This is a genomic window from Roseixanthobacter psychrophilus (assembly GCF_043195195.1).
Lineage (GTDB): Bacteria > Pseudomonadota > Alphaproteobacteria > Rhizobiales > Xanthobacteraceae > NCEH01.
Window position 1 is genome coordinate 44,263 of the sequence record NZ_JBAFWT010000014.1, and the last position, 25,446, is coordinate 69,708.

The 25,446-nt window shown below is 66.2% G+C and carries 26 protein-coding genes and 1 tRNA gene; 11 read left to right on the plus strand and 16 right to left on the minus strand.

Features of this window, described 5'->3' with window-relative positions:
* Positions 1–80 precede the first annotated feature (80 nt).
* From V5F77_RS14185 to V5F77_RS14195, 3 genes are all read left to right on the plus strand, one after another.
* A complete protein-coding gene (locus tag V5F77_RS14185) occupies positions 81–1,211 on the plus strand; it encodes an alpha-D-ribose 1-methylphosphonate 5-triphosphate diphosphatase (RefSeq protein ID WP_429006009.1) in 1,131 nt (376 codons plus the stop codon).
* Positions 1,212–1,325: 114 nt separating this feature from the next.
* The gene (locus tag V5F77_RS14190) at positions 1,326–2,048 is read left to right on the plus strand and encodes a DUF1045 domain-containing protein (RefSeq protein ID WP_429006010.1); all 723 of its coding nucleotides are present in this window, start codon (positions 1,326–1,328) and stop codon (positions 2,046–2,048) included.
* Positions 2,045–2,698 (plus strand): chloramphenicol acetyltransferase, encoded by a 654-nt coding sequence (locus tag V5F77_RS14195; RefSeq protein WP_429006011.1) that lies wholly within the window; start codon positions 2,045–2,047, stop codon positions 2,696–2,698. Before V5F77_RS14190 ends, V5F77_RS14195 begins: the two co-directional genes overlap by 4 nt.
* A 145-nt stretch (positions 2,699–2,843) precedes the next feature.
* Here V5F77_RS14195 and V5F77_RS14200 read toward each other — a convergent pair whose 3' ends face one another.
* The 6 genes from V5F77_RS14200 to cpdR all read right to left on the minus strand — a co-directional run bounded on the left by V5F77_RS14200 (position 2,844) and on the right by cpdR (position 6,906).
* The gene (locus V5F77_RS14200) at positions 2,844–3,284 is read right to left on the minus strand and encodes an NfeD family protein (protein ID WP_429006012.1); all 441 of its coding nucleotides are present in this window, start codon (positions 3,282–3,284) and stop codon (positions 2,844–2,846) included.
* A 6-nt stretch (positions 3,285–3,290) separates the two neighbouring features.
* The gene (locus V5F77_RS14205) at positions 3,291–4,274 is read right to left on the minus strand and encodes an SPFH domain-containing protein (protein ID WP_429006013.1); all 984 of its coding nucleotides are present in this window, start codon (positions 4,272–4,274) and stop codon (positions 3,291–3,293) included.
* A 328-nt stretch (positions 4,275–4,602) separates the two neighbouring features.
* Entirely contained in the window at positions 4,603–5,676 is a 1,074-nt protein-coding gene (hemH, locus tag V5F77_RS14210) for a ferrochelatase (protein ID WP_429006014.1), read from the minus strand.
* 120 nt (positions 5,677–5,796) lie between these two features.
* Entirely contained in the window at positions 5,797–6,120 is a 324-nt protein-coding gene (locus tag V5F77_RS14215; RefSeq protein WP_429006015.1) for an antibiotic biosynthesis monooxygenase family protein, read from the minus strand.
* 274 nt (positions 6,121–6,394) lie between these two features.
* Positions 6,395–6,469, minus strand: a tRNA-Val gene (locus tag V5F77_RS14220).
* Between the two features lie 74 nt (positions 6,470–6,543).
* Positions 6,544–6,906, minus strand: a complete 363-nt coding sequence (gene cpdR / locus V5F77_RS14225; protein WP_348844419.1) for a cell cycle two-component system response regulator CpdR — start codon at positions 6,904–6,906, stop codon at positions 6,544–6,546.
* A 177-nt stretch (positions 6,907–7,083) separates the two neighbouring features.
* On the opposite strand from cpdR, the gene V5F77_RS14230 reads away from it, so the two are divergent.
* Both V5F77_RS14230 and hisN read left to right on the plus strand, forming a co-directional pair.
* On the plus strand, positions 7,084–7,974 hold the full coding sequence (locus V5F77_RS14230; protein ID WP_429006016.1) for an N-formylglutamate amidohydrolase: 891 nt from the start codon (positions 7,084–7,086) through the stop codon (positions 7,972–7,974).
* A 936-nt stretch (positions 7,975–8,910) separates the two neighbouring features.
* Positions 8,911–9,693: a histidinol-phosphatase gene (gene hisN / locus V5F77_RS14235; RefSeq protein WP_429006017.1), complete on the plus strand. Its 783-nt coding sequence runs from the start codon at positions 8,911–8,913 to the stop codon at positions 9,691–9,693.
* A 9-nt stretch (positions 9,694–9,702) separates the two neighbouring features.
* Here the strand turns inward: hisN and V5F77_RS14240 are convergent, their stop codons facing one another.
* Together V5F77_RS14240 and V5F77_RS14245 are read right to left on the minus strand one after the other, a co-directional pair.
* On the minus strand, positions 9,703–10,653 hold the full coding sequence (locus V5F77_RS14240) for an alpha/beta fold hydrolase (protein ID WP_429006018.1): 951 nt from the start codon (positions 10,651–10,653) through the stop codon (positions 9,703–9,705).
* A gap of 129 nt (positions 10,654–10,782) precedes the next feature.
* Positions 10,783–11,160: a hypothetical protein gene (locus tag V5F77_RS14245; RefSeq protein ID WP_429006019.1), complete on the minus strand. Its 378-nt coding sequence runs from the start codon at positions 11,158–11,160 to the stop codon at positions 10,783–10,785.
* Positions 11,161–11,408: 248 nt separating this feature from the next.
* On the opposite strand from V5F77_RS14245, the gene V5F77_RS14250 reads away from it, so the two are divergent.
* The gene (locus V5F77_RS14250; protein ID WP_429006020.1) at positions 11,409–11,876 is read left to right on the plus strand and encodes an Hsp20 family protein; all 468 of its coding nucleotides are present in this window, start codon (positions 11,409–11,411) and stop codon (positions 11,874–11,876) included.
* 87 nt (positions 11,877–11,963) lie between these two features.
* On the opposite strand, the gene V5F77_RS14255 is transcribed toward V5F77_RS14250, so the two are convergent.
* The 7 genes from V5F77_RS14255 to smc all read right to left on the minus strand — a co-directional run bounded on the left by V5F77_RS14255 (position 11,964) and on the right by smc (position 19,776).
* Positions 11,964–13,163, minus strand: coding sequence for an SGNH/GDSL hydrolase family protein (locus V5F77_RS14255; protein WP_429006021.1), 1,200 nt, complete (start codon positions 13,161–13,163; stop codon positions 11,964–11,966).
* A 130-nt stretch (positions 13,164–13,293) separates the two neighbouring features.
* On the minus strand, positions 13,294–13,785 hold the full coding sequence (locus V5F77_RS14260; protein WP_429006022.1) for a F0F1 ATP synthase subunit B family protein: 492 nt from the start codon (positions 13,783–13,785) through the stop codon (positions 13,294–13,296).
* Positions 13,786–13,870: 85 nt separating this feature from the next.
* Complete coding sequence (locus tag V5F77_RS14265; protein ID WP_429006023.1) at positions 13,871–14,575, minus strand: F0F1 ATP synthase subunit B; 705 nt, start codon at positions 14,573–14,575, stop codon at positions 13,871–13,873.
* 71 nt (positions 14,576–14,646) lie between these two features.
* Positions 14,647–14,874 carry a F0F1 ATP synthase subunit C gene (locus V5F77_RS14270; protein WP_348844428.1) on the minus strand — a complete coding sequence of 76 codons (228 nt, stop codon included), beginning with the start codon at positions 14,872–14,874 and terminating at the stop codon, positions 14,647–14,649.
* Positions 14,875–14,934: 60 nt separating this feature from the next.
* A complete protein-coding gene (locus V5F77_RS14275) occupies positions 14,935–15,687 on the minus strand; it encodes a F0F1 ATP synthase subunit A (protein ID WP_429006024.1) in 753 nt (250 codons plus the stop codon).
* Between the two features lie 85 nt (positions 15,688–15,772).
* The gene (locus tag V5F77_RS14280) at positions 15,773–15,967 is read right to left on the minus strand and encodes an AtpZ/AtpI family protein (protein WP_429006025.1); all 195 of its coding nucleotides are present in this window, start codon (positions 15,965–15,967) and stop codon (positions 15,773–15,775) included.
* Positions 15,968–16,323: 356 nt separating this feature from the next.
* Positions 16,324–19,776 carry a chromosome segregation protein SMC gene (gene smc, locus V5F77_RS14285; RefSeq protein ID WP_429006026.1) on the minus strand — a complete coding sequence of 1,151 codons (3,453 nt, stop codon included), beginning with the start codon at positions 19,774–19,776 and terminating at the stop codon, positions 16,324–16,326.
* Positions 19,777–20,058: 282 nt separating this feature from the next.
* On the opposite strand from smc, the gene trxA reads away from it, so the two are divergent.
* Positions 20,059–20,988: a thioredoxin gene (gene trxA, locus V5F77_RS14290; RefSeq protein WP_429006027.1), complete on the plus strand. Its 930-nt coding sequence runs from the start codon at positions 20,059–20,061 to the stop codon at positions 20,986–20,988.
* A gap of 9 nt (positions 20,989–20,997) precedes the next feature.
* Positions 20,998–21,669 (plus strand): LON peptidase substrate-binding domain-containing protein, encoded by a 672-nt coding sequence (locus V5F77_RS14295; RefSeq protein ID WP_429006028.1) that lies wholly within the window; start codon positions 20,998–21,000, stop codon positions 21,667–21,669.
* A gap of 12 nt (positions 21,670–21,681) precedes the next feature.
* On the opposite strand, the gene V5F77_RS14300 is transcribed toward V5F77_RS14295, so the two are convergent.
* On the minus strand, positions 21,682–22,026 hold the full coding sequence (locus tag V5F77_RS14300; RefSeq protein ID WP_429006029.1) for a hypothetical protein: 345 nt from the start codon (positions 22,024–22,026) through the stop codon (positions 21,682–21,684).
* Between V5F77_RS14300 and V5F77_RS14305 the strand changes: the two genes are divergently transcribed.
* The 3 genes from V5F77_RS14305 (at position 22,025) to V5F77_RS14315 (ending at position 25,417) form a co-directional block, all read left to right on the plus strand.
* On the plus strand, positions 22,025–23,074 hold the full coding sequence (locus V5F77_RS14305; RefSeq protein WP_429006030.1) for an RluA family pseudouridine synthase: 1,050 nt from the start codon (positions 22,025–22,027) through the stop codon (positions 23,072–23,074). The genes V5F77_RS14300 and V5F77_RS14305 overlap by 2 nt on opposite strands.
* A gap of 119 nt (positions 23,075–23,193) precedes the next feature.
* Positions 23,194–24,093, plus strand: coding sequence for an RNA polymerase sigma factor RpoH (rpoH, locus tag V5F77_RS14310; RefSeq protein ID WP_429006031.1), 900 nt, complete (start codon positions 23,194–23,196; stop codon positions 24,091–24,093).
* Between the two features lie 247 nt (positions 24,094–24,340).
* Entirely contained in the window at positions 24,341–25,417 is a 1,077-nt protein-coding gene (locus V5F77_RS14315) for an extensin-like domain-containing protein (RefSeq protein WP_429006032.1), read from the plus strand.
* The last annotated feature ends 29 nt before the right edge of the window (positions 25,418–25,446 follow it).

Below are 25,446 nucleotides of genomic sequence, written 5' to 3' on the forward strand. Positions count from 1 at the left end.
ATGACACATGACTTCAGGAGTATGACGCATGGCTTCGCCCCTCGCGGGCAGGCGGAGCGTTGCGCCAGTGAAAGGCTGTGATGGAGATCATTCTGACCCATGCGCTCCTCGTGTTCGAGGATCGCATCGCCCCGGGGACGCTGGTGGTGCGGGACGGCCGCATCCACGATGTCGACGAGGGGCGTTCCCACATTCCCGCGGCGCAGGATTGCGGCGGCGACTATATCGCGCCGGGCCTGATCGACCTCCACACGGATGCGCTTGAAGGCCATTTCGTCCCGCGCCCGAAGGTGATCTGGCCCGATCCGCGCGCCGCCGCGCTCGCCCATGACGGGCAGACCGTCGCCTCGGGCATCACCACCGTGTTCGACGCCATCTGCGCCGGTGGGTTCGACCAGGCGAAATCCGTGCGCCGCGAACTCTTTACCACCATGCTGGACGCTGTGGAGCAGGGGGCGCCCTTGTTCCGGGCCGATCATCGCATCCATCTGCGCTGCGAACTGACGGACCCGACCGTCCTCGATCTGGTGGAGCCGCAGCTCGGCCGCGACCGGCTTTCCCTCGCCTCGCTGATGGACCACACGCCCGGAACGCGCCAGTGGCGCAATGTGGAGCATCTGAAGATCTTCCTCTCCGGCATCGGCAAGAGCGCCGAGGAGGTCGACCAGGAGGTGGAAGAGCGCACCGAGCGCGGCCGCGCGGCGGTTGCGGAAAATCATGCCCGCCTCGCCCAGCTCCTGCGCGGGACGCCGATCGTGCTCGCGAGCCACGACGATACCGTGCCCGCCCATGTGGACATGGCGCGGGAGGCAGGCTGCACCATTTCCGAATTTCCCACCACGCTGGATGCGGCGCGCGCCGCCCATGCCGCCGGCATGACCACCATCGGCGGGGCGCCGAACGTGGTGCGCGGCGGCTCGCATTCCGGCGGCGTCGCCATGAAGGATCTCGCGGCCGCTGGCCTGCTGGATGCCCTTGCCTCCGATTATGTGCCGGCGAGCCTCTTGCAGGCGGCCATTGCCTTGACCCGTCAGGGCATCGCGCTGCCGCAAGCCCTCTCGCTGGTCACCTCCCGGCCGGCCCGCATGGCCGGGCTTGCGGATCGCGGACAATTGGCGCGCGGGCTGCGCGCCGACCTGCTGCGCTTCCGGCTGGATGGCGAAACACCTGTGGTACGCGAGGTTTTCGTGGAAGGGGCGCGGGTGTTCTGACCGGCCCGCGCCTTTTGCCGGATGCCTTCTGCCGCGCGTCTCTTGCGCGTGTGCGCGACGGCCTTAGTTTGGCGCCGCCCGCGTCCTGCGGCGCCGAATCCGATCGGGGGATAGATGTCGCCGCGTTATGCCGTTTATCTTGCGCCGCCCGCCGATGGGGCCCTGTGGGCCTTCGGCTCCACCGTGATCGGCTATGATGCCGCGAGCGGGGCGGACCTCCTGCCGCCGAGCCTTGCGGGTTTCGACGCCGAGACGTGGCACGCCCTGACCGGTGAGCCGCGCCGCTACGGATTTCACGGTACGCTGAAGGCGCCGTTCCGGCTCGCGGAGGGGTTGGACGAGGCCGATCTGTTCGCCGCCGTCGCGGCGTTCGCGGCGGGCTATCGCCCGTTCGAACTGCCGCCGCTGGACGTGCAGGCGCTCGGCGCCTTCGTGGCCCTGGTGCCGACCGTGCCGGTGCCGGCCCTCCTCGACCTTGCCGCCTGCGCCGTGGTGGAACTCGACCCTATGCGCGCGCCCCTGACGCCCGAAGAGGTGGCGCGGCGCCGGCCGGATCGTCTCTCGGCGCGGCAGATGGCGTATCTGGAGCGCCACGGATATCCCTATGTGCTCGAAGAATTCCGCTTCCATATGACATTGACCGGGGCGCTCGACGAGCCGACCTGCGCCCATGCGCTCAATAGTTTGAACGAGGCTTATGCGGCCAGCGGCGCGCATCTGCCGGTGCGGATCGACGACATCGCCATCTATCGGCAGTCGGAAGCGGGCCAGTGCTTCCGCATCCTCCACCGCGCGCCGCTCGGCGGTGTTGAGCCCCCGCAGGATCCCGCACTGTGACCCCATCCCAACCCAAGAAGCTCGGCCTCGCGGCGCTGATCCACGAGGGCGCCCAGGTGAGGGCCTCCACGCTCGGGCGCTATACCGAGGTCGGCGCCCGCACCAAATTGCTCGAAGTGACGATGGGCGATTATTCCTACGTCGCCAATGATGCCGACATAGCCTACGCCAGCATCGGCAAATTCTGCTCCATCGCGGCCATGACGCGGCTCAATCCCGGCAACCACCCCATGTGGCGGGCGAGCCAGTCGCATTTCACCTATCGCGCCTCAGCCTATTTCGAGGACGCCGCCGACGAGCCGGATTTCTTCCAATGGCGGCGCGACCATCATCTGAATATGGGGCATGACGTGTGGGTGGGGCACGGCGCGGTGATCTTGCCGGGCCGCACCATCGGCACCGGCGCGGTGATCGCCGCCGGCGCAGTTGTGAGCAAGGATGTGCCACCTTATGCCATCGTCGCCGGGGTGCCGGCGCGCATCGTGAAATGGCGCTTTCCCGAGGATATCGCCGCGCGGCTTCAGGCACTCGCGTGGTGGGATTGGTCCCACGAGGCCCTGCGTGCGGCGCTGGAGGATTTCCGCGCCCTCTCCATCGAGGCGTTCCTGGAGAGGCACGAGGTGCGGGATGTCGAGGAGCCGCAGCCTTAAGGCCAATGGATTTTCAGAGATGAACGGGTCGCGGCTTTGCTGCCGGCCTGGCATCACCGGGACAAGCAAGAGCGTGCGGTGCCGCTTTTCCCCGCCCCCTTGCGGGGGAGGGAGGCCAAGTCGCCCCGTGTTGGTGTCGTTCGCCTCAGGCCGGCTCCACCCGCAGGACCGGCCCATCCGCCGCCACCACTTTCACCCGCGCGCCCACGGGCAGGTCGGGGCCTTCCACGCGCCAGATGGTATCGTCGATGCGCACCCGCCCGATGCCCTCGTGGATCGCATGCTCCAGCGTGAAGACGCGCCCGACATATCCATCGGCCCGCCGGTTCAGGAACGGGCGGTCGCTCGCCTTGTCGGGCTTGGGCGCGATCTGGCGGGCAGCCAGCACCGCCACCAGCGCGAGGATCGCGAAGATCACCACCTGGGCCTGCCAGGAGAGCGCCATCACCAGCGCCACCCCGCCGGTGGCGATCGCGGCGAGGCCGAGCCAGAGCAGGAACACGCCCGGCAGGAACACCTCGGCCAGCAGAAGCAGGCCGCCGATGACGAACCAGGCCCAGAGGGATTGTTCGAGAAGATCGCCCATGGCCGCTCAGGCGCCTCGGGTCGGCCCGCTGCCGGGCCCGGTGGGACCCGGGCGGCGGATCGATTTGCCGTCCTCGCCGCCGAAGGCGCCGCGTGCGATTTCGCCGATGCCGGCCAGCGAGGAGAGCAGGGCCGTGCCCTCGTAGGGCATCAGCACGACCTTCTGGTTCGGCGCGCCAGCGAGGGTTTCGAACGCCTTCACATATTTCTCGGCGATATAATAATTCAGCGCCGCCGGATCGCCCGCCGCAATGGCCGTGGAGAGCATCTGCGTCGCCTTGGCATCGGCCTCGGCGAGGCGCTCGCGGGCTTCGGCATCGCGATAGGCGGCTTCGCGCCGGCCTTCCGCCTGGAGGATCTGCCCCTGCTTCTCGCCTTCCGAGCGCAGGATCTCCGACTGGCGCTGGCCTTCCGCCTCCAGGATCACGGCGCGCTTCTCACGCTCCGCCTTCATCTGCCGGCCCATGGCGGCCACGAGATCGGCGGGGGGGACGATGTCCTTGATCTCGATGCGGTTGATCTTCACCCCCCAGCTTGAAACCGCCGCATCCACCACCCGCAGCAGCCGCTCGTTGATCTCATCGCGATGGGAGAGGAGCTGATCGAGGTCCATGGACCCCATGACGGTGCGGATGTTGGTGGTGGTGAGCGCGATGATGGAGGAATCGAGCTGCGCCACCTCATAGCTCGCGCGGGCCGCGTCGAACACCTGGTAGAACACCACCCCGTCCACCGAGACGGTCGCATTGTCCTTGGTGATGACCTCCTGGGTCGGCACATCATGGACTTGCTCCATGATGCTCACCTTCTGGCCGATGCGGTCGATGAAGGGCACGATCAGATTGAGGCCGGGCGAGAGGGTGCGCGTATAGCGGCGGAACCGCTCGACGGTATATTGATAGCCCTGGGGCACGGTCTTCACGCCGGCGAACACCACGGCGATGACCAGCACCAGCAGAACCAGGACGAACGCATTCAATCCGAACGGCATGGGTATGTCTCCCGCGCAGCGCCTCGGCGTGAGGCGGCGGGCGGATAAGGGCACGCCGGTCGCGCTGCCGCAAGCGCGCGGTAGTGACACTGAGAACAAAGGACGATCCAGCCGGTGCCGCGATTCGGACGCGGTTCGTTCCTCAACCGTTCGGACGTCCCGGCGTGGCCGTCCCGCAGCGGGACTGGGCAGAGGAGGGGGGCGGGGGAGGGAGAACGAAGCGCGTTTTCCCGAAAGCAGCGATTCGCGCCCGGTTCGTTCCCTGCGTGTTCGCAAGGGGCGGCACCTCCTGTCCCATCATGGGGCAAGCTCGGCGAGGCGTGTGCGCTCAGGCTGCGATCCAGCCGGACAGCTCGCGTCGCACCACCGCCTCGATCACCCGCATGCCCTCGGTGCTGTCGTTCAGGCACGGGATGGCGGCGAATTTCTCGCCGCCGTTGTGCGTGAAGATCTCGGCATTTTCGACGCCGATCTCCTCCAGCGTCTCCAGGCAATCGGCAGTGAACCCGGGATTGACGACGGCAAGCCGCTTCACGCCGCTCTTCGCCAGGGCTTCCACCGTCTTGTCGGTATAGGGCTGGAGCCATTCCTCATTGCCGAAGCGGGACTGGAAGGTGAGGCGGAACTTCTCCGGCGAGAAGCCGAGCCGGTCGCGCATCAGGCGGGCGGTCTTCACGCACTGGCAATGATAGGGATCGCCCTTCAGCAGATAGGATTTCGGCACGCCGTGGAACGAGGCGAGGATCACCTCCGGCTCGAAATCCAGCGCCGCCAGGTGCTGCTCCAGCGCGGTGCAGGCGGCGTCGATATAGACCGGATCGTCGTGCCAGGGTGGGGCGACGCGCAGGATCGGCTGCCAGCGCATGGTCTTCAACTTGTCGAACGCCTTGTCGCACACGGTGGCGGTGGTAGCGGCGGCATATTGGGGATAGAGCGGCACCAGCAGAATGCGCTCGCATCCGGCCTTCTGAAGCGCCTCGATGCGCTCTCCGATGGGCGGCTTGCCGTAGCGCATGGCCCAGTCCACCACGACGCGCCCATCGGTATCCTTGAGGCTCTCGGCGAGCTTCTCGGCCTGGGAGCGGGTGATGGTCTTCAGCGGACCTTCGTTGCGCTCCTTGTTCCAGATGCTCTCATAATCCTTGCCCTTGGGACCCGGGCGCTTGGTGAGCACGATGGCATTCAGGATGAACCACCACAGGGCACGGTTCACCTCGATGACCCGCTTGTCCCAGAGGAACTCCTTGAGATAAGCGCGCATAGACCAATAATCGGTCGCCTCCGGCGTGCCGAGATTGACCAGCAGCACCCCGATCCGCCCGTAAGACACGGCGGGATGGTCTTTGGGGAAATGGCTCTTATCGCCGAAGGAAGCGGCCGAGGGCGCGGGGGACGGGGTCATGGTCTCTCCTCTTGCGAGGCGAGATGAGGCTTTGCGGTCCCAAGGTCAATGCGAAACGCAGCCGCGCCAAGCGGCGGCTGCGTTCACCATTGCGCTGGCGCGCCGCCCTGCCGCCGAAGCTCAGGCCGCGTTCGGCGGCAGGGCAAGTACGGATTCGAAGCCCTCGAATTCGGGCGGGCCGATGTAATTCACCTTGTTGGTGCCGGCGCTCTGATGGGCGGCGCGGAAGGCCTCCGAGCGCGTCCACCCCTCGAAGTCCGCCTTCGATGCCCAATGGGTGTGGGAGGCGTAGAGAGTGTAGTCGTCTTTCTGCGGCCCCTTCAGCAGGTTGAAGGTCACGAAGCCGGGCACGGTGGCGAGATAGCTGTCGCGCTCGCGCCAGACGCGCTCGAACTCGGCCTCCGATCCCTGCTTCACCTTGAAGCGGTTCATCGCGATGTACATGGGCGTCTCCTGCTTCTGCTGCCGGCCCGCGCGCGGGCCGGCGCCTCTCTCCTAGAGCATTTTCGCGCGGAGGGGACACAGCATCATGTGAAGAAATGCGTCCAGGCAACAGGTTAGAACGGTTCTTCGTTCGGGGGGAAAGCGTCTTCGCCGGTTCGCAGTGGCGCGCAAACGACCGCGCCGGCCGGACGCAAAGCCGAGCGCGAAGAGCCAAGTTCGGAAGGGAGGAGTCGCCCCGCCGGAGCATAAAAGGCGCCGGGTGAAGGGGTACGGATGGTGGGCGCGACAGGGATCGAACCTGTGACCCTCACGATGTCAACGTGATGCTCTCCCGCTGAGCTACGCGCCCATCCGTCGGAAGGAGGCCTCTATATCGGCAAGCCTGGGGGGATGCAAGGCGGTCAAGCCACGATATCCCCCGCCTCACGCGGCGGCGAGCATCTTTCCCACTTCGAACACCAGATCGCGCAGATGAAACGGCTTGGAGAGCACCTTGGCCTCACGCGGCGCCTCCACATCGGCGTTCAGCGCAACGGCGGCGAATCCGGTGATGAACATGACCTTGAGGTCGGGATCGAGCTCGGTGGCGCGCCGGGCCAGCTCGATGCCGTCCATCTCGGGCATGACGATGTCGGTCAGCAGCAGTTCAAACGGCTCCTCCCGCATGCGCTCATACGCCGAACGGCCGTTGTCGAACGAGGCCACCTGGTAGCCCGCATTCTGGAGCGCCTTCACGAGGAAGCGGCGCATATCGTTGTCGTCTTCGGCGAGCAGGATCTTCGACACGCCTTCGTCCCCTTGTTACATGTGCTGCGCCGTCGGCGTGCTGGCTGCAGCGTCCATGGCTTGTTTCGCGCATTCGGGTAAATTCGAAGTGAACCTTCTCGCCTCTTCCCAAAACGGTGTCGCTCCAGGCATCATGAACCGGGCCGTCGGCTCACCTATCGATCATTTGGGCCCGCGATGACAGCCTGCCTCGCCGACACCATCGACCCAGCCTTCGACATTCTGCTTCCCGAGGCGATCACGGCGCCGTTCGTGTTCAATTCGCCCCATAGCGGGCGAATCTATCCCCGCACCTTCATGGAGCAGACGCGGCTGGATTTCGATACCTTGCGGCGCTCGGAGGACAGCTTCGTGGACGAATTGTTCGCGGACGTGGTCTCAAGCGGGCTGCCGCTGATGCGGGCGCTGTTTCCCCGCGCCTTCCTCGATCTCAACCGCGAGCCCTACGAGCTTGACCCGCGCATGTTCGAGGGGCGGCTGCCGGCGTTCGCCAACACACGGTCGCTGCGGGTGTCCGGCGGGCTCGGCACCATCGCCCGCGTGGTGGGCGAGGCGCAGGATATCTACCATCGCCGCCTCACAGTGAGCGAGGGCCTGGAGCGCATCGAGACCTTCTACAAGCCCTATCATCAGGCCCTGCGGCGGCTCATCACCCGCACCCATCGCAGCTTCGGGGCGGTGGTGCTGGTGGATTGCCATTCCATGCCCTCAGGCCCAGGCCGGGAAGAGGGTGCGCGCGCCGATATCGTCCTGGGCGACCGCTATGCCACGAGCTGCGCGGGGATCGTGACCGATGCGCTCGAGCAGGAACTGGCGTCGCGTGGGTATGCGGTGGTCCGAAACAAGCCCTATGCGGGTGGCTATATCACCGAACACTATGGGAATCCGTCGGCAGGCCTGCATGCCGTGCAGATCGAAATCAACCGCGGACTCTACATGGACGAGACGAATTATCAGCGCGGCCAAAATTTTTATCGTGTGCGATCAGACCTTTGCGCCGCGATGCAGGGGGCGGTCGCGCGCACGGCGGAGGCCCTCATGCCGCCACGGGCGGCTGCGGCTGAATAAGGCATAAAAAAGGTGCCTTGCGTTTTTTGAATGGCAGATATACGAATTTGCGCACGGGGCGATTTCCGAAAGGAATGGCTCCGGATGGGCCGTTGCCTCGATGCAGCAGGCCCAAAAAAGAAAGGGGCCGCCCGCAGAGCGAACGGCCCAAGTCTAGGGAGGAAACGCCCAAGGAGGGCAGCGACACAGCGACGCCAATCGCCATGTCGCAATGCAGCAATAGCCCATTGCGCTGCCAAAAATCAAGTGGTGGTTTGTCGCACTCTTGTATACCAGGCTAAGTATTTGAAATACGGAGAGTTTTTGTAGGTACATGGCGCGAGATGGCGGGTTTTTTCCCCATAAAAGGGCGAGAAAATCGACTCAATCCTTAAAATGCCTATCGGATTCCGCTTCGTGCGGCGCACGCGTGTGATTTTGGCCACAGTTCAAATCGGTGAGGCGGCGCCAAACGCCGCCCGCAATTGGGTCGGGCTCTGACGGCCGCTGGGCCGGTAGTGTGAGGGGAGAAGACGGCCGCAAAGGCCGCAAAAAGAAAGGGGCCGCTCACGAATTTCGGAGCGGCCCAAGTCTAGGGAGGAAACGCCCAAGGAGGGCAGCGGCATCGCAGCAAGCAATACCGCGCCGCATCAATATGAGCCCCTTCCCCGGTGGCATCAAGTCGGCTTCATGCTCATATTTTGAGCGTGCATAGATTATAAACTTTCTTTTATTTGCAATATGTTGTCGGTCCTTCGCTTAAGGGAAGTGCCGATGGATCGCCAAAGGTGGCGCGGAATTCATCGCTACGCGTTCGGTTCGGCAGGCGGCACTTTCAAATCCTTTCAATCAGTCGCGCCGCCGTCAGCTTGAGCCGCACGGCACTCCAGCGTCGAACATGCCTTCTCCCTTGGCACGAGTTGCTCTAAGCAGGGCGCGCCCCTTGGAGAGCCGCCCATGACCGCCGTCGCCCTTGATGCGTTCGTTCATCAACTCGCCACGGAGTCGGGGCGGGCCATCCTGCCGTTTTTCCGCACCGCCATCGGCGTCGAGGACAAGAGCGGCGGCCAGGCCTTTGATCCGGTCACCGAAGCGGACCGCGCCGCCGAGCAGGTGATGCGCCGCCTCATCAACCAGCATTTCCCGGCCCACGGAATCATCGGCGAGGAATTCGCCAACGAACGCACGGACGCCTGTTATGTCTGGGCGCTCGATCCCATTGACGGCACCAAGTCCTTCATCTCCGGTCTGCCGGCCTGGGGCACCCTCATCGGCCTGCTGAAGAACGGCGCGCCGGTCTATGGGATGATGCATCAGCCGTTCATCCAGGAACGCTTCTTCGGCGATGGCGCCTCGGCCCATTATCAGGGGCCCGCCGGAGCGCGCGTGCTCACGGCCCGCGACTGCAAGCGGCTGGAGGATGCGGTGCTTTTCACGACCAGCCCGCGCCTGATGAATGCCGATGACCGCGCCGCCTTCGAGCTGGTGGAAGCCCGGGTGCGGCTCTCCCGCTATGGCGGGGATTGCTATGCCTATTGCATGGTCGCGGCGGGCCTTGTGGATCTCGTCATCGAGACCGGCCTCCAGGATCATGACGTGATCGCGCTCATTCCCATCATCGAGGGCGCGGGCGGCATCGTCACCAATTGGGAAGGTGGCTCGCCGGCAGCCGGGGGCCGCGTGGTCGCCGCGGGCAGTGCTGCCGTGCACGCTCAAGCCCTGGCGGTCCTGAACGGATAGGCGCGCTCCTCAATAGGACGCCGTGCCCGGAATAAAGGCATCGAAGGCGGCCCAGAACTGCGCGCGGAAGATATCGCGCTCCATCAGGATTTCGTGCCGGCTGGCCGGCACGACGACTTGGGCTCCGGCGATCAGCCGCGCGGCCATGTGCTCGATTGCGGCACTGGACACGACCGTGTCCGCCCCGGCCGCCACCATCAGGAGCGGCTGGCGAATGAGGCGCACCGTCTCTGGCGCCATGAGATGCTGCATGCAGGCGAAGGCAGCGTTCACCCAGCCGATGGTGGGTCCCCCGAGGCCGAGCTCAGGGTGCGCGTCCACAATCTGTGCCGTGCGGGCGTAGCGCGCCGGATCGGAGGTGACGGGATTGCCGTCAAATGCCCGCGCGGAGGCCGCCTTGCTGCTGCCGCCGGGCACGAAAGCCCCGCCGAAGCCGAGGTTGGCCAGGATTTTTGCTGTCGGGTACAGAACCGGGGCAAAGCGCGACACTTGCAGGTCCACCATCGGTGCGGTCAGCACCGCGCGGTCAAACCAGCGGTGGCCGGCGAGGACCGTCTCCAGAAAGATCGCGCCGCCCATGGAGTGCGCCAAGGCGAAGTGAGGGGCCGGACAATCGGGCAGCAGCACTTCGCGGGCGAACACCGCCAGGTCGCGCTGGTAATCGGCAAAGCTTGCCACATGACCCTTGCGGGGATTGCGCAGCAGCCGCTCGGAGCCACCCTGTCCGCGCCAGTCGAGGATCGCCACGGCGAAGCCGCGGGCCCGCAATTCGCGCACCACTTCGAAATATTTCTCGATGAACTCGGTGCGCCCGGACAGCAGGGTCACCGTCCCCCGCCGCTGCGTGCCCTCAAGGGCCGGCCAGCGGGCGAAGCGGATGCGAATCGCGTCATCGGTTGTGAGATGCCCGCTTACGGCGCCTTCGGGAACCGGGTTCGAAGCTATGGCGAAAAGGGTCATGACGCGCGCCGGCCCGAGAAATGTTCATGAGTTTTGCGCCGCGAATCGGCGGGCCATCTGGGGAGGGCGGTCGCAAATGCCGGGCGCCCGTGTGCGATACACGCTCCCTGCGACGGCGACAACGCGCGCTTAATAGCGCTTGTCGCCGAAGCCGATGACAGCCACGCCGCTGATGTCTCCGGTCGCCGCGTCCACCACAAGACGAACGCGTTCCCGTCGCGGCCCGGTCGCCTCGCAGATGATGCTGCCGCCCTTCCGTTGAACGCCGGAAAAATGGGAAAAGCCGCGCGCGCGAAGCTGGTCCAGGATGGCGTCCACATTCGCCGGTGCGCGGTGCTGTGGTGCGGGTGCAAGGTATGGCGCATAAGCGGGCGCGCTCGTCGCGCTTACAGCGGATCCTTCACGGAAGGGGGCGCCCAAGGTTAAGCCCACCACTTGAGCGTGGCCGCTCGTGAGGACGCCGCTCACGAGCAGGGCGGCAAAGGCGACGGCAAAAGGCAACCACATCCGCAAATCTCCTGGCGAGAGTGCGTGATTTTGGGTCGGCGCCCCATTCCGACTGCTCATTGTAGATCAAATGGGGTGAACAGCCGCCGACAATTTCGTTCAGCCGATGTTCATCGCCACGTAACGCCGGGCCCCTTGACGGAAAAAATTGCCGTTCCCACATCGATGGCAGCGCCGGTCATGTTGACGGCGCGTTGGCCGGGCCCGGCTTCGGCGGGCCCTTGCATGTCGCTTGAGGAGGATATGCCATGCGTCTTGATCTTGCTCCACTCTACCGCAACACCGTTGGCTTCGACCGGGTGTTTTCCCTACTCGATTCCGTCGGCGGGGTTGAGGCAGCTCCCACCTATCCGCCCTATAATATCGAGCGGACCGGTGAAAACGACTATCGAATCACGGTGGCGGTGGCGGGTTTCACCCCGGCCGAGCTGGCCATTGAGGTGAACGAGAACGTCCTTTCCCTGCGTGGTGAGAAAGCCGCGGAACGCCCTTCGGAGAATGCGCAGATCCTGTATCGCGGGATCGCCGCGCGTGCCTTCGAACGCAGGTTCCAGTTGGCCGAGCATGTGGAGGTAAAGGGCGCGAGCTTGGAGAACGGGCTGCTGCACGTCGAGCTGGTGCGCAACATTCCCGAGGCGAAGAAGCCGCGGACCATTGCGATCAGCTCCGGCGCCGCGGCCAATGCCGCTCAGGCCATCGAGGCGAAGGCGGCCTGACGATAAGGGTTCGGTTGGCGCTCCGGCAGTGCCGGACGCTCGGCGGCGCATCCGCGAGGGTGCGCCGTTTCATGTGATGTCGTCCGCTCAGGGGGCCGATGCGGGCGTCGACGCGGGGCGATCGGCCGAAGTGGCTGACGGAGCGACCGTGGGCGGCCAGGAATAATCGTCGGCCCGTCCGGGTACAACCGGCGCCGGGCTTCCTTCCAGAAGCGCCCGTGCGGAATCGTTCGGCTGCAGTTTCACAGGGGTTGCGACCGGGTTTGTGGGCTGGGGGCCGCCGGCCAACGTGCTGGCACCGCGCGCGATATCATTAAGTGAAAGCGGCGCCTTCGTGCCGTCGCGTTCGTCCGGCGGGAGTTCCTCTGGCCGGGGCGCTTCGGAGAGGAAGCGCGTGAGATCCTTCTGGGTGAAAAAGGCAAGCTTGCGCGCGCCCGCTCGCGTGAACCGCACGCCGTCGTTGAACCGCAGGCGTCGGCGCTGCCCGTCCACCGCTGCGCCCGAGGCGGCATATTTTCCGTCTTCGTCCACGAAGCCGTCCCACACCGGGGCAAACACGATGCCCGCCCGCAGGGCCTGGGCGCGCAGCACGTCGTTCAGCCGCTCGTAATCGGCCGACAGAGCCGCATTCTGCACCGGTGCGATGCCAACCAGGATGATGTTACCGGTGCGCGCGCGCAGGGCGGCGATCACGTCGGCGACCCGTTTGGCGTAAAGCTCCTGCCAGCGGTCGGTCAGAGGCTCCAGCTTGGTCTCACCCTCGCTGATGGGTTGCAGGTCGTTGGAGCCGAGGGCGATCACGACGCCGTTGGGGCTGGCCGCTCCGATGGCGTCTGGACCCTTCGTCAGCCAGTCGGTCCCGCCTGGGGTGGTCGGGGCCAGGAAGCCGCTGTCGTCGTCGGTGATGCCGATGACGGCGGGGCTGTTGCGCTCGGGCACGTAGGTATCGGCGAGGCCCTGTGCGAGCTGGGCGGCGAGGCGATCGCCCAGCACCAGGACGAATTTGGTGGCGGGCTGCTTCTTGCCCTCTACCGCATCGGCGCGCGAGGCATGGACGACGCCCTCCGGTTCCGGAGGGGCCACGCGCTTGGGCGCGGGCGGTTGCACCGGGACGGTCTGGCGCGGCGGTGCGAACCAGCCGCCGAACAGATTGAACGGCTGCGAACCACCGCCTCCGGCGCCCGGAATGGCACCCGGCGGACGCAGATCCTGCGCGGCGGCGAGGGTGGGTAGGCCCAGCAGCAGCAGGCAGAGCAGGGGCGCGAAGAGCGGCCGTGAACGTGTCATGCGCCAGCATTGACCCAGGAGGGCGGCTGTTTCAAGACCATGGGTCATGTCTACCGTCGAACACGGCCGCCAAGCAAAACGGCCGCCCCGTTCGGGGCGGCCGTTCGCATCGGCTGTCGGTGCCGAAAGATCAGTTCAACTTGGCTTTTACATCGGCAATGGCGCCGCCGATCAGGCGCTCGGCCAAATTCCCGGTGACGCTGCCGGTGAGCAGGTGCTCGGCGGCCTTGACCGCGGCATCGGCCGCGAAAGCCTTGACGTCGGCGACCGCCTGGCTCTCCGCCTGTGCGATCTTCTCTTCCGCCATGCGGGTGCGGCGGGCGATGAAATCTTCCAGCTTCGCCTTGGTCTCGGCGGCGAGGCGCTCGGCTTCGGCCTTGGCGGCGGTGACGATGGATTCGGCTTCCGCTTCCGCCTCACGCTGCTTGCGCTTGTACTCCGCCACCAGCTTCTGGGCTTCTTCCTTCAGCCGCCGGGCTTCATCCAGTTCCGCGGCGATGCGGGCGCCACGGCTGTCGAGGGCGCCGGCGATGGTGCGGTGGACACCGGCGTAAAGCAGGATCGCCACGAAAACGACGAAGGCAATGGCGACCCAAAGCTCCGCGAGTTGCATCTCGTTCATGGCAGTCCTCGATCGCCCGTCTTCTCGATGAAATCCCCGTTGCGGCGCGCGGCCTTGGCGGGGGATTGATGCTGCTATCCCAGTGTCAGGCGGCGGCCTTGCGGCTGAGCACCTGATCCACCGCGCTCTCGGTGTCCTGCTGGCCCGGCGTGGTGCCGACCAGCGTGGTCACGATGGTCTGTGCCGCATCGACCGCAATGCCGCGGACGTGGGACAGGGCACCGGACTTGGTCGCGGAGATGCGGGTCTCTGCCTCGTCGAGCTTCACCGAAAGGGCTGCTTCCAGGCTCTTGCGGTTGGTCTCGGTCTCGGCGTTCAGGCGGTTGCGGGCTTCGCCAGCGATGGCGTTCGCCTTGCCGCGCGCTTCCGTGAGCGCCTTCTCATAGGCGATCTGCGCCGCTTCGCTCTCCGCGCGGCGCTGGGAGGCCTCGGCGAGATCGCGGGCGATCCGATCGTGGCGTTCTTCCAGAATCCGGCCGATCCGGGGCAATGTGACCCGGCTCATGAGGAAATAGAGCGCGCCGAAGCTCACCGCCAGCCAGATCAGCTGCGAGCCGAAGGTGGCGGGATTGAAGGGCGGGAACCCACCCTTGTGCTCGCCGCCGTGCGCCGCTTCGCTGACCGCTTCGGCCACATGGGCGCCGGTTGAGGCGCCATGATCCTGCTGCGCGACAACAGCTCCGGCCGGGCCGGACGAAGGTTTAGCGCTGTCCGATGCCACCGCCGGAGCAGCCGCAAGGGCTAGTCCCATCAGCGCGGCTGCAACCGTCAGCTTCCATGTCTTGGTCATGGCTCGCCCGCCCGTTTCTTGTCCATCAGGCTCCGGGCGAAGGCCCGAAGCCGCCTGTCTTTTGCAGCCGATCAGGCGACGAAGAGCAGAACCAGCGCGACGACCAGCGAGAAGATGCCGAGACCTTCCGCGAGCGCGGCGCCGATAAAGGCGCGGGCAAACTGGCCGTCGGCGGCCGAGGGGTTGCGCAGGGCGCCGGAGAGGAAGTTTCCGAAAATGTTACCGACGCCAATGCCGGCCAGGCCCATGCCCAGGCAGGCGATACCGGCGCCCAGGAACTTTGCAGCATCCGCTTCCATTGTTCTGCTCCTTGAAAAACACGCTTGAGTGGTATTGAGGCGAGGATGGCGGCCCGGCGATCAGTGCCCGGGATGGACCGCATCGTTGAGATAGATCGAGGTGAGAACCGCAAACACATAGGCCTGCAGCACCGCGACCAGAAGCTCGAGCGCGGTCAGTGCCACGATCATGAAGAAGGGCAGCGTCGCGCCGAACATGCCGGCGATGCCCGCTGAACTGAGGCCGACGACGAAGAAGGCGAACACCTTCAGCGCGATATGGCCGGCCAGCATGTTGGCGAACAGACGCAGCGATAGGCTGATGGGGCGCGAGAGGAAGGACACCACCTCGATCAGCACCACGAAGGGCAGCAGGAAGCTGGGCACGCCCGACGGCACGAACAGGTGCAGGAAGTGTGTGCCGTGGCGCCAGAAGCCGTAGACCACCACGGTGCCGATGACCAGCAGCGCCAGGGCGGCGGTGACGATGATGTGGGCGGTGATGGTGAAGGTGTAGGGCACGAGGCCGATCACGTTCGCCACGAACACGAACATGAACAGCGAGAACACGAGCGGGAAGAACACCATGCCTTCGTTGCCGGCGGAGTCTCGAACCATCTTGGCGATGAATTCGTAGGACATTTCCGCCACCGACTGCATGCGGCCCGGCACCAGGGTGCGGCCGCGCGTCGCGAAAGTGAGGAACAGGAAGATCGCCCCGACGATCCCGATCATGAAAACGGAGGCGTTGGTGAAGGAGAACGAGACGCCGCTGACCCTCAGCAGGTCCGCGTAACGTTGCACTTCAAACTGGTGGATCGGATCAATGTTCATCCGACTCGCCTCTGTCTCAAGCGGCTCGCGAGAGCCGTGCCAAACGAACGGCTTGCGCCGCGAAAAACGATGCGACCCCTCGGGCTTACGCCTTTGGGCCGCTTTTCTTTCCGGTCTCGCCCGCCGCACGCAGCATGTTCATCACGCCTGCGCCGAACCCGACCAAAGTGAAAACGATCATCCCCCAGGGCGCGACGTCGAAGACGTTGTCGATGCCCCAGCCGATGAGTGCCCCCACCAGGACCCCGGCAACGAATTCCGATCCCAGACGGAAGGCCATGGCCATTCCAGAGGATGTGGACGTATCGTTGCGAGGACCCGCCGGCTGCGATTGGTCTTTCGGCCGAGCCTTGTCAAGCGCGGCATTGAGCCGCTGAAGGCGGTCCGAGAGAGCGGAATCCGCTCCTTCATTCGCCTGCTTTCCAGGTCGCCCGTCAGGTGTCCGATGATCGGAGCCCGAACCGTCCGGCATGCTGAAAACTCCGGCTTCGAAGGAAGAAGGATCGAACGATCTCAGCTCCGAAACCGCGCGGCACCATAGTTGCGCCAAAATGGGGTGTCAAGGCGCTGCTGCAGATGCATAAGTGTTTGAGTTTTATGACGAAAAATCGTTGTGCGACATCGTGGCCGGGGCGTTTAGCTCACCTCGCGTAACCGTTCGGCCGCCTGAAGATCGACCGAAACCAGCCGCGAGACGCCGCGTTCCGCCATTGTGACCCCGAATAATCGATCCATGTGCGCCATGGAAATGGGATTGTGGGTGATGACGAGAAAACGCGTGTCGGTAAGGCGCGTCATTTCGTCCATCAACGCGCAGAATCGCTCCACATTGGCATCGTCCAGTGGCGCATCCACCTCGTCGAGCACGCAGATGGGCGCGGGATTCGTCAAAAACACGGCGAAGATCAAGGCCATCGCGGTCAGCGCCTGCTCGCCGCCCGAGAGCAGGGAGAGGGTCTGCGGCTTCTTGCCGGGCGGCTTGGCGATGATGTCGAGCCCCGCTTCCAGCGGATCCTCGGCATCGGTCAGCACCAATTGGGCCTCGCCGCCGCCGAACAGCGTGTCGAATAATTTGCGGAAATGCCCGTCCACCACCGTGAACGAAGCTTGCAGGCGTTCGCGGGCCTCGCGGTTCAGGCTCTGGATGCCGGCGCGCAGCCGCTTGATCGCTTCGATCAGATCGTCGCGCTCGCCTGCAAGATTGCCATGCTGGCTCTCGGCTTCCTCAAGCTCCACCTCGGCGCGCAAATTCACCGCGCCGAGCCGCTCGCGGTCGCGGCGCACGCGTTCAAGTGCGGCCTCGATGCCGGCAAGGTCGGGCAGGGGGGCGCCGAGTTCCAATCCGGATTGAACGCGGGCAGTCTCCGGCGGGCCTTCGAGCGCGTCGGCGATTTCCCGCATGAGATCGTCGCGACGCTGACGCAGGGCCTCAAGCCGGGCCTCGGCGCGGGCATTTTCCTCGCGCGCGGCAGACATGGCCTCAAGCGTGTCGCGGGCGGCGCGATCTGCCGCCACCAGTGCGGCCTCGCCCTCCACCAGCCGGTCCGCGGCGGCACGCCGGGCGGCTTCCGCCTTTTCCAACTCGCTCATCAGCATGCGGCGCTGATGCCCGAGCTGCGCGGGGGCTTCTTCCGTCTGCTCCAGCGCCTCCTGGGCCTCCCTGTGGCGGGCCTGCAGCGCGGCGATGCGCTCACCTGCCCCGCCTGCGCGCTGGTGCCAGGAGCGTTCCTCGGCGGCGATGGCTTCAAGCCGGCGCACCCGGGCGGCGCGCTCGCGCTGCAAGGCTGCATGGGCCGCCCGGGTTTCGGCGAGTGCCGCCCGCGCCTGGGCAGCCTGGGCCCGTGCCTGGGCCAGCGCTGCCTCCACGAGGGCGGGCGAATCGAGGGCGGCCACATCCGCTTCCGCGCGGCTCTGGGCGTCTTCCATCTCCACGCGGGCGGCAGCGATGCGGGTGCGTGCCTCGGCCAGCGCCGAAAGCCGGGCCATATGCTGGGCGGCCTTGCGCTCGGCGGCGGCCGAGGCCTCGCGGGCAAGTTCCGCGGCACGCTGGGCGTGACGCCGCGCCTCGCGCGCCTGAGCCTCCTGGGCTGCGGCGGCCTTCAGGCGTGTTTCCTGGGCGGACAGGGCGGCGCGGGCGGTGTCGAGTGCGATGCGGGCCGCCTCGACTTCGCCCGTGAGATCGGCGAGGCGGTTGCGCTCGGCGAGCCGGCGCGCGGCGGCGGTCGGGGCATCGGCGGCGGCGACCACGCCGTCCCAGCGCCAGAGATCGCCCTGAAGCGAAACCAGCCGCTGGCCCGGCCGCAGCGTCTTTTGCACCTGTGGCCCATCCTCGCGGGCCACAATTCCGACTTGGGCGAGGCGGCGCGCCAAGGCTGGGGCGCCCGACACATGGGTCGAGAGCGCGTGCGTCGCAGCCGGCAAGGCAGGGTCGAGCGCGTCGAAATCCGCCCCGGCCCAGCGGGCGGCGGCTTCGGCGGCCACGGGCAGGTCGAGATCATCACCCAGCGCCGCGCCGAGCGCGATTTCATAGCCCTTGTCCACGCGCAGCAGATCGGCCACCGGCGGGAAGCGAGAATCGGAGGATTGCAACAGCTTTTCCAGCGTCCGTGCCTCGGCATCGAGCCGGCCGAAGGTTCGTTCCGCCTCAGCGACACCGGGCCGAAGGGAATCGAGCGCGCGCCGGGCGTCGGCCTGTTCGGCCTCCGCTTCCAGGGTGGAGTCCTCCGCGGCCTCCAGCCGGTCGCGGGCGATCAGGGCGTCTTCCCGTCGGGCATCGAGCTGGTCGGCGCCCGATTCGCGCATCAACCGCTGCTCCTCCGCGTCGACGGAAGCCCGCTCGGCCGCATTGCGCAGAAGCCGCGCGCGAATATCCCGCAGGCTATTGTCCAGCGCCGTGCGACGGGCGCCGAGGTCCGCGAAGCTGGCGGTTTGAGTTTCCAGCATGTCTTCCGCTTCGGCAAGGCGCGCCTCGGCCTCCGCCAAGGCCTCGGCGGCCTCGCTCTCCTGCATCACCGCGTCTGCCTGCTCGTCGCTCAGCAAAGCGGCTTCCTCCGCGAGGCGCTCCAGCACGCCGGAGGCGTCGGCCGAGAGGGCATCTTCGCGCCCCATGTCCTGCGTCAACTGGGCGAGACGCCGCTCCAGATCTTGCCGGCGGGTCGCGACCCGGCTCTCCTCCTTGTCGAGTTCGCCGAGCGCCAGCGTCAGGCGCTGCAAGGCGGCGGCGGCCTGGGCATCGGCCTGGCGCAGGGGCGGCAGTTCGTGGGCCGCGATGGCCTGGAGGCGGGCGGCTTCCGCCTGGGCCCGCGTGCGCTCGGCGCTTTCGCGCACGGCCGCTTCAAGCGCGCGCTCCCCTTCCGCAAGCGTGCGCACCACCTCGCTCCAGCGCAGCCAGAGCAAGGTCGCCTCATTGCGGCGAATCTCCTCGGCCACGATCCGATAGCGCACCGCCTGCTTGGACTGGCGGCGCAGGCTCTCCACCTGGGTGGACATCTGGGTGATGACGTCGTCCAGGCGTAGCAAATTCTGCTCAGCGGCCTTGAGGCGCACCTCGGCCTCGTGCCGGCGCGCGTGCAGACCGGCGACGCCAGCGGCTTCCTCCAGGATGCGGCGGCGCGCGGCGGGCTTGGCGCCGACGATCTCGCCGATCTGTCCTTGCCGCACCAAGGCGGGCGAGCGCGAGCCGGTGGAGGCGTCAGCAAACAGCAGATGCACGTCGCGCGCGCGCACGTCGCGGCCGTTGATTCGGTATTGGGAGCCTGCGCCGCGCTCGATCTTGCGTACCACTTCCAGATGGTCGGCATCGTTGAAGCCGGCCGGCGCTGTGCGGTCGCTATTGTCGAGATGCAGCACCACCTCAGCCGTATTACGCGCCGGACGGCCCGTGGTGCCGGAGAAGATAACATCGTCCATGTCGTTGGCGCGAAACGCCTTATGGGAGCTTTCGCCCATCACCCAGCGCATCGCTTCCACGAGATTCGACTTGCCGCAGCCGTTCGGCCCCACCACCCCGGTGAGCCCGGGCTCGATCAACATGTCGGAGGGCTCGACGAAGGTCTTGAACCCGACGAGCCGCAGGCGCGTGAATTTCATTATGCGGCGGTTTGCCAATCCTGGAGGCCACGGTCAAACAGCCTGCCCGCAGCATGGCGCGAGGGCAAGGCGTTCAGGCATTGATCTGCGCTTGCGCGGGCGATGATCCACAACCAATGATCTCCTGCCGTGAGGATGGACCTGTCCCTCAATTTGGCGGGGGCAAGCATGGCGGCGCGCAGCATTTGCGGCTAGAAGCTCTGCTCATGGCGATTGCGTCGCGTGGAAGAGCGCCCATCTAAGGGCGGAGCGTGACCATACGAGTTTTTCGAGGACAGGCACATGCTGTTCAATCAAGCAGGCGCGGCCAATGGCACGGTCCAAGGTGGGGCGGGCGCAGCCGACGATCTGGTGACCGAGACCACCACCCAGACCTTCATGGCCGACGTGATCGAGGAATCCAAGCGCCGCCCGGTGCTGGTGGATTTCTGGGCGCCCTGGTGCGGCCCGTGCAAAACCCTTGGCCCGGTGATCGAAAAGACGGTCAAGGCCACCAAGGGCAAGGTCAAGCTGGTCAAGATGAACATCGACGACCATCCGGCCGTCGCCGGGAAGCTCGGCATCCAGTCGATTCCCACCGTCTATGCGTTCGTGAACGGCCAGCCGGTGGACGGTTTCATGGGTGCGCTGCCGGAAGGGCAGGTGCAGTCCTTCGTCGAGCGCCTGCTGGGCGGGGCAGTGAATCCCGATGCGGCCGAGCTGCTCGCCGCCGGTGAGGCGGCGCTGGCCGAAGGCGACGCGGCGGGCGCGGCGGAAGTGTTCGCCCATATCCTCTCCGAAGATCCGGAAAACCTGAAGGCGCTCGGCGGCTTCGTGCGCGCGCAGGTCCTCGCGGGTGCTTTGGAAGAAGCCAAGACGACGCTTGAAAGCGTGCCGGCCGCCAAGCAGACCGATGGCGCCATCACTGCCGCGCGGGCGGCCCTTGAATTGGCCGAGCAGGCTGCATCGCTGGGCGATGCCGCGCCGCTGGAGGCCAAGGTGGCCGCCGATCCGGACGATCACCAGGCGCGCTTCGATCTTGCCGTCGCGCTCAATGCCAAGGGCCTGCGCGAGCAGGCGCTGGTGCATCTGCTGGATATCGTCAAGCGCGACCGCGCCTGGAATGAGGATGGGGCGCGCAAGCAGTTGGTGCAATTCTTCGAGGCCTGGGGACCGACCGATCCGCTGACGGTATCCGGCCGCAGGAAGCTTTCAGCGATTCTTTTCGCTTAAGGGACGCGCGTGGCCAAGCATCGTTCGTATCATTCGCCTGCGGATCTGCCGGCAACGCTTCCGGTGTTCCCCCTGTCGGGGGCGCTGCTGCTGCCGCGCGCCGAGCTGCCGCTGAACATCTTCGAGCCGCGCTATCTCGAAATGATCGATGATGCGCTGGCCGGCGAGCGGCTGATCGCCATGGTCCAGCCCGACGAGAGCAAGCCGGAAGGCGCCAACGGACCCGCCCTGTTCCAGGTGGGTTGCGTCGGCCGCATCACTCAGTTCGGCGAGACTGGCGACGGACGCTATCTCATCACCTTGTCCGGCATTTGCCGCTTCAAGGTGGGAGAGGAACTGGCGGTCGAGACGCCCTATCGACAGATCGTCATCGACGCCAGCGGCTTCGCCAGCGATTTTCAGGAAAGCGCGGGCGAGGACGAGGTCGACCGCACGGCCCTGCTTTCCGCCCTCGCAGCGTTCTTGGAGGCGAACCAGCTTGAGGCGGACTGGGACGGGATTCAGCAGGCGGGCACCGAGACGCTGGTGAATGCGCTCTCCGTCATGTCGCCCTATGGCGCGTTGGAGAAGCAGGCGCTTCTCGAAGCCAAGGATCTCAAGGCGCGGGCGGAAATGCTGGTTGCCATCACCCAGATGATGCTGGCCCGCATGCCGGGAGACGGCGAGGCGCCGCTCCAATAGCGGTGGCCTCGCTCAGGGCTCCACCGCGAAGCGCAGGCGCCCGGCCGGGGCAAGCGTGTCGAGATCGAAGGTGCGCACCTCGACCGCGCCGCCGACATCCAGCGTGACCACCAGCAGCCTGTCGGCCACAGCCGTCGAGACGATCCGCGCCCCTTTCGGCAGCGTTGCCGTGATATCGCTGGTCTTCGTCGCCTTGGCGCGCAACATGCGATAGCCGATGACGCCGAACACGGATGCGACCCCGAGCATCATGATAAGGCCCGACACCAGGGAAAAGCGGCGCACTTTCTTCAGCACGCGCGCCTGGGCGGGTGTGAGTTCCTCTTGAGGATCGGGATCTGGTGTATTGAAAACCATGAACAAGCCTGACTGGGTGGATGACGACGCCGTTCTCGATGCGCTGGACGAGGCTTCCGGGGGCGAGATCGACCATGAGGTGGTCGTGCCCGTGGAAGACGCGAACGCGCGCATCGACCGCGTGCTCGCCGCCCGGCTCGACGGGCTGAGCCGGACCCGCATCCAGCGCCTGGTGGCGGAAGGGCGCGTGACCAACGGCGGGCGAGTGGTAGGAGACGTTTCCGAGCGGGTCAATGCCGGCGACGTGCTGCGCCTGCGGGTGCCGGCGCCCGAGCCGGCCGAGCCCACGCCCGAGGCAATGGATCTCGTCATTGCTTATGAGGACGATCATCTGATCGTCGTCGACAAGCCGGCGGGGCTGGTGGTGCATCCCGCGCCGGGCCATTGGTCCGGCACGCTGGTGAACGGCCTGCTGCATCATTGCGGCGCTAGCCTCTCGGGCATCGGCGGGGTGCGACGCCCCGGCATCGTGCACCGGCTGGACAAGGACACCTCCGGCCTGCTGGTGGTGGCGAAGAACGATGCGGCGCACGCGGCGCTCTCGGCCCAGTTCGCCGATCACGGACGCACGGGGCCGTTGGATCGGGCCTATCTGGCTTTTGTCTGGGGCGTTCCAGCCCAGCGCGGCACGGTGAACGCTCCCATCGATAGGCACCCTTCCAGCCGCCAGAAGATGGCGGTGCGTTCGGGCGGGCGTGAGGCCGTTACCCATTGGCAGGTGGTGGACACCTTCCTCGACACGGCGGGGACGCCGGTGGCGAGCTTGGTGGAGTGCCAGCTCGAGACGGGCCGCACCCACCAGATCCGCGTGCACATGGCGCATATCGGCCATCCGCTGCTGGGGGACGAGGTGTATGGACAGGGCTTCCGCACGAAGGCCGCACGCTTGCCTGAGCCTGCCCGCGCAGCCTTACTGGCGCTCGACCGACAGGCTCTGCATGCAACGCGCCTCGGCTTCGCCCACCCGGCGACCGGGGAGACGCTGACCTTCGAGAGCCCGCTTCCGGCCGAATTGGCGTTCCTTTTGGAAACACTCTCGGCGTCGTGAGGGGATCGAAGCTAGCCCCAGAGCGTTCAAGCCTATATGGTTCAATGTTGCGGTCGGCGTGAAGCGGCCGCGTAGGTGGTCGCTTGCGCTCGAGGGCCACGACATCAAGGAGGCCGCCCATGGCCCGGTCACAACATGTGCCCATTCCCTCTGCCGAGGGTGGGCTGACACGCTATCTCGAAGAAATCCGCCGGTTCCCCATGTTGGAACCGCAGCAGGAATACATGCTCGCCAAAAGTTGGCGCGAGCATGGAGATCGCGATGCCGCCCACAAGCTGGTGACCAGCCATCTTCGTCTCGTGGCGAAGATCGCCATGGGCTATCGAGGTTATGGACTGCCCATATCCGAAGTGATTTCCGAAGGCAATGTTGGCCTCATGCAGGCGGTGAAGCGGTTCGAGCCCGAGAAGGGCTTCCGCCTCGCCACTTATGCCATGTGGTGGATCCGCGCCTCGATCCAGGAATATATCCTACGCTCCTGGAGCCTCGTGAAAATGGGCACCACGGCCGCGCAGAAGAAGCTGTTCTTCAATCTGCGCAAGGCCAAGAGCCAGATTTCCGCGCTGGAAGAGGGCGACTTGCGCCCCGATCAGGTGAAGCATATCGCTACCAAGCTCGGTGTCACCGAGCAGGATGTGGTGGATATGAACCGCCGCCTCTCGGGTGATGCTTCCCTCAATGCGCCGCTGCGCGAGGAAGGCGAAGGGGGCGGGGAATGGCAGGACTGGCTGGTGGACGACCACCTGGACCAGGAAAGCGTGTTCGCCGAGAGCGAGGAGATGGCAAACCGCCGCGGCGCTTTGGCCGGCGCGTTGAACGTGCTCAATGAGCGCGAGCGGCGCATCTTCGAGGCGCGTCGTCTTTCCGAGGATCCGGTGACCCTTGAGGAACTCGCAACCGAGTTCGGCGTGTCGCGCGAGCGCGTGCGCCAGATCGAAGTGCGGGCGTTCGAGAAAGTGCAGAAGGCGGTTGTCGACCGCGTGCGCGCCCTTGAGGAGCCTGAAGTCGAGAGTGTCTGAACGCTTTCCTCAGGCGCGCCTTCCGCGCCTCTGAAGCTTTGATCGCAATGGCCGGGCTTGCCCGGCCATTTGCTTTTTGGGCGTTGCAATCGTCCTGGCGCGCGAAAATGCCCGCTGGGACGGGGGGCGCGCCTTTAACCGGATTTCAACCGGGCCCCCGCATCATCTGCCCATGACGCGCGGCGTATTCAGGTATCTCGTAGCCTCGCTCGTCTGCGTGGGGCTCCTGTCGGGTTGTCGTTTCGACATGTTCGACCGACGGGAGCCCTGGCGCGCCGAGGCCGAGGAGAAGTGCATCGCCGAGAAGGGCGTCGTGCCCTCGGTCTATATGGAACCCATGTCGGCGATTGATGGCGCGGGCGCCTGCGGCATGGATCACCCGTTCCGTGTGTCCGGCCTTGAGGACGGCTCCGTAGCCGTGGAGCCCAAGGCGACGCTCGCCTGCCCCATGATCCGCGATCTCAATTTATGGCTCGCCGAGGTGGTGCAGCCCGCCGCCATGGCGTGGCTCGGCCAGCCGGTGGTGGGCATCCGCCAGATGTCCTCTTATTCCTGCCGGGGCATGAACGGGCAGGTCGGAGCCAAGATTTCCGAACACGCCTTCGGCAATGCCCTTGATGTCGGCGGCTTTACCTTTGCCGACGGGCGCGAGATTTCGGTCAAGAATGGCTGGAGGGGGCCGCAGGAGGCGCGCGGCTTTCTGCTTCAGGTGCAGGCGGGTGCCTGCGAGGTGTTCACCACCGTCCTTGCCCCGGGCTCGAACGTCTTTCACTACGACCATATCCATGTGGATCTGATGCGGCGCAACAATCCCCGTCTGATCTGCAAGCCGGCGCCGCGCCCGATGACCCCGCCCGCCCCGGTATTTGTCACCATTCCCAAGACCGAGAGCCAGCTTGGCGTCCAGCCCTACGGCGGGCCGCAGCCGGCCCTTCAAGGGCAGCAGGTGCCGGGCACCGGGCAGCCCGGCGAGCCCATGAGCATCTCGCCGCAGGGTGCCCAACCGCTGCCGGAGCGGGCGCCCGCGGGGTATGGGCAATCGCAGCCGGCCGGCTATGGCCAAATGCCGGCCCGTGCCCAGCAGCCCTATGGCGCGCCGCCGCCGGGCTATCCCCCCTCCGGCGATCCGGTGCAGCGCGTGCTGCCGCCGGGCGGTGTCTACCAGCCCAACACGCTGCGTCCGCCGGGGCCCATGTCCTATGGGCCGGTCGGGACCGGCGATCCCCAGGTGACCGGCTCGGTGGCGAACCGGAAATATTATTCCCCGACCTATCCGCAGGCCTCGCCGATCCCGCTGCCACAGGCCCGCCCGGGCGAGGATTGACACCAAGGGCCGCTGAAACCTCACGCCAC

Coding starts and splice junctions, on each gene's coding strand:
- V5F77_RS14185 (WP_429006009.1), top strand. CDS start 81: ATGGAGATCATTCTGACCCATGCGCTCCTCGTGTTCGAGGATCGCATC.
- V5F77_RS14190 (WP_429006010.1), top strand. CDS start 1,326: ATGTCGCCGCGTTATGCCGTTTATCTTGCGCCGCCCGCCGATGGGGCC.
- V5F77_RS14200 (WP_429006012.1), bottom strand. CDS start 3,284: ATGGGCGATCTTCTCGAACAATCCCTCTGGGCCTGGTTCGTCATCGGC.
- V5F77_RS14205 (WP_429006013.1), bottom strand. CDS start 4,274: ATGCCGTTCGGATTGAATGCGTTCGTCCTGGTTCTGCTGGTGCTGGTC.
- hemH (WP_429006014.1), bottom strand. CDS start 5,676: ATGACCCCGTCCCCCGCGCCCTCGGCCGCTTCCTTCGGCGATAAGAGC.
- V5F77_RS14215 (WP_429006015.1), bottom strand. CDS start 6,120: ATGTACATCGCGATGAACCGCTTCAAGGTGAAGCAGGGATCGGAGGCC.
- V5F77_RS14230 (WP_429006016.1), top strand. CDS start 7,084: ATGACAGCCTGCCTCGCCGACACCATCGACCCAGCCTTCGACATTCTG.
- hisN (WP_429006017.1), top strand. CDS start 8,911: ATGACCGCCGTCGCCCTTGATGCGTTCGTTCATCAACTCGCCACGGAG.
- V5F77_RS14240 (WP_429006018.1), bottom strand. CDS start 10,653: ATGACCCTTTTCGCCATAGCTTCGAACCCGGTTCCCGAAGGCGCCGTA.
- V5F77_RS14245 (WP_429006019.1), bottom strand. CDS start 11,160: ATGTGGTTGCCTTTTGCCGTCGCCTTTGCCGCCCTGCTCGTGAGCGGC.
- V5F77_RS14250 (WP_429006020.1), top strand. CDS start 11,409: ATGCGTCTTGATCTTGCTCCACTCTACCGCAACACCGTTGGCTTCGAC.
- V5F77_RS14255 (WP_429006021.1), bottom strand. CDS start 13,163: ATGACACGTTCACGGCCGCTCTTCGCGCCCCTGCTCTGCCTGCTGCTG.
- V5F77_RS14260 (WP_429006022.1), bottom strand. CDS start 13,785: ATGAACGAGATGCAACTCGCGGAGCTTTGGGTCGCCATTGCCTTCGTC.
- V5F77_RS14265 (WP_429006023.1), bottom strand. CDS start 14,575: ATGACCAAGACATGGAAGCTGACGGTTGCAGCCGCGCTGATGGGACTA.
- V5F77_RS14270 (WP_348844428.1), bottom strand. CDS start 14,874: ATGGAAGCGGATGCTGCAAAGTTCCTGGGCGCCGGTATCGCCTGCCTG.
- V5F77_RS14275 (WP_429006024.1), bottom strand. CDS start 15,687: ATGAACATTGATCCGATCCACCAGTTTGAAGTGCAACGTTACGCGGAC.
- V5F77_RS14280 (WP_429006025.1), bottom strand. CDS start 15,967: ATGGCCTTCCGTCTGGGATCGGAATTCGTTGCCGGGGTCCTGGTGGGG.
- smc (WP_429006026.1), bottom strand. CDS start 19,776: ATGAAATTCACGCGCCTGCGGCTCGTCGGGTTCAAGACCTTCGTCGAG.
- trxA (WP_429006027.1), top strand. CDS start 20,059: ATGCTGTTCAATCAAGCAGGCGCGGCCAATGGCACGGTCCAAGGTGGG.
- V5F77_RS14305 (WP_429006030.1), top strand. CDS start 22,025: ATGAACAAGCCTGACTGGGTGGATGACGACGCCGTTCTCGATGCGCTG.
- V5F77_RS14300 (WP_429006029.1), bottom strand. CDS start 22,026: ATGGTTTTCAATACACCAGATCCCGATCCTCAAGAGGAACTCACACCC.
- rpoH (WP_429006031.1), top strand. CDS start 23,194: ATGGCCCGGTCACAACATGTGCCCATTCCCTCTGCCGAGGGTGGGCTG.
- V5F77_RS14315 (WP_429006032.1), top strand. CDS start 24,341: ATGTTCGACCGACGGGAGCCCTGGCGCGCCGAGGCCGAGGAGAAGTGC.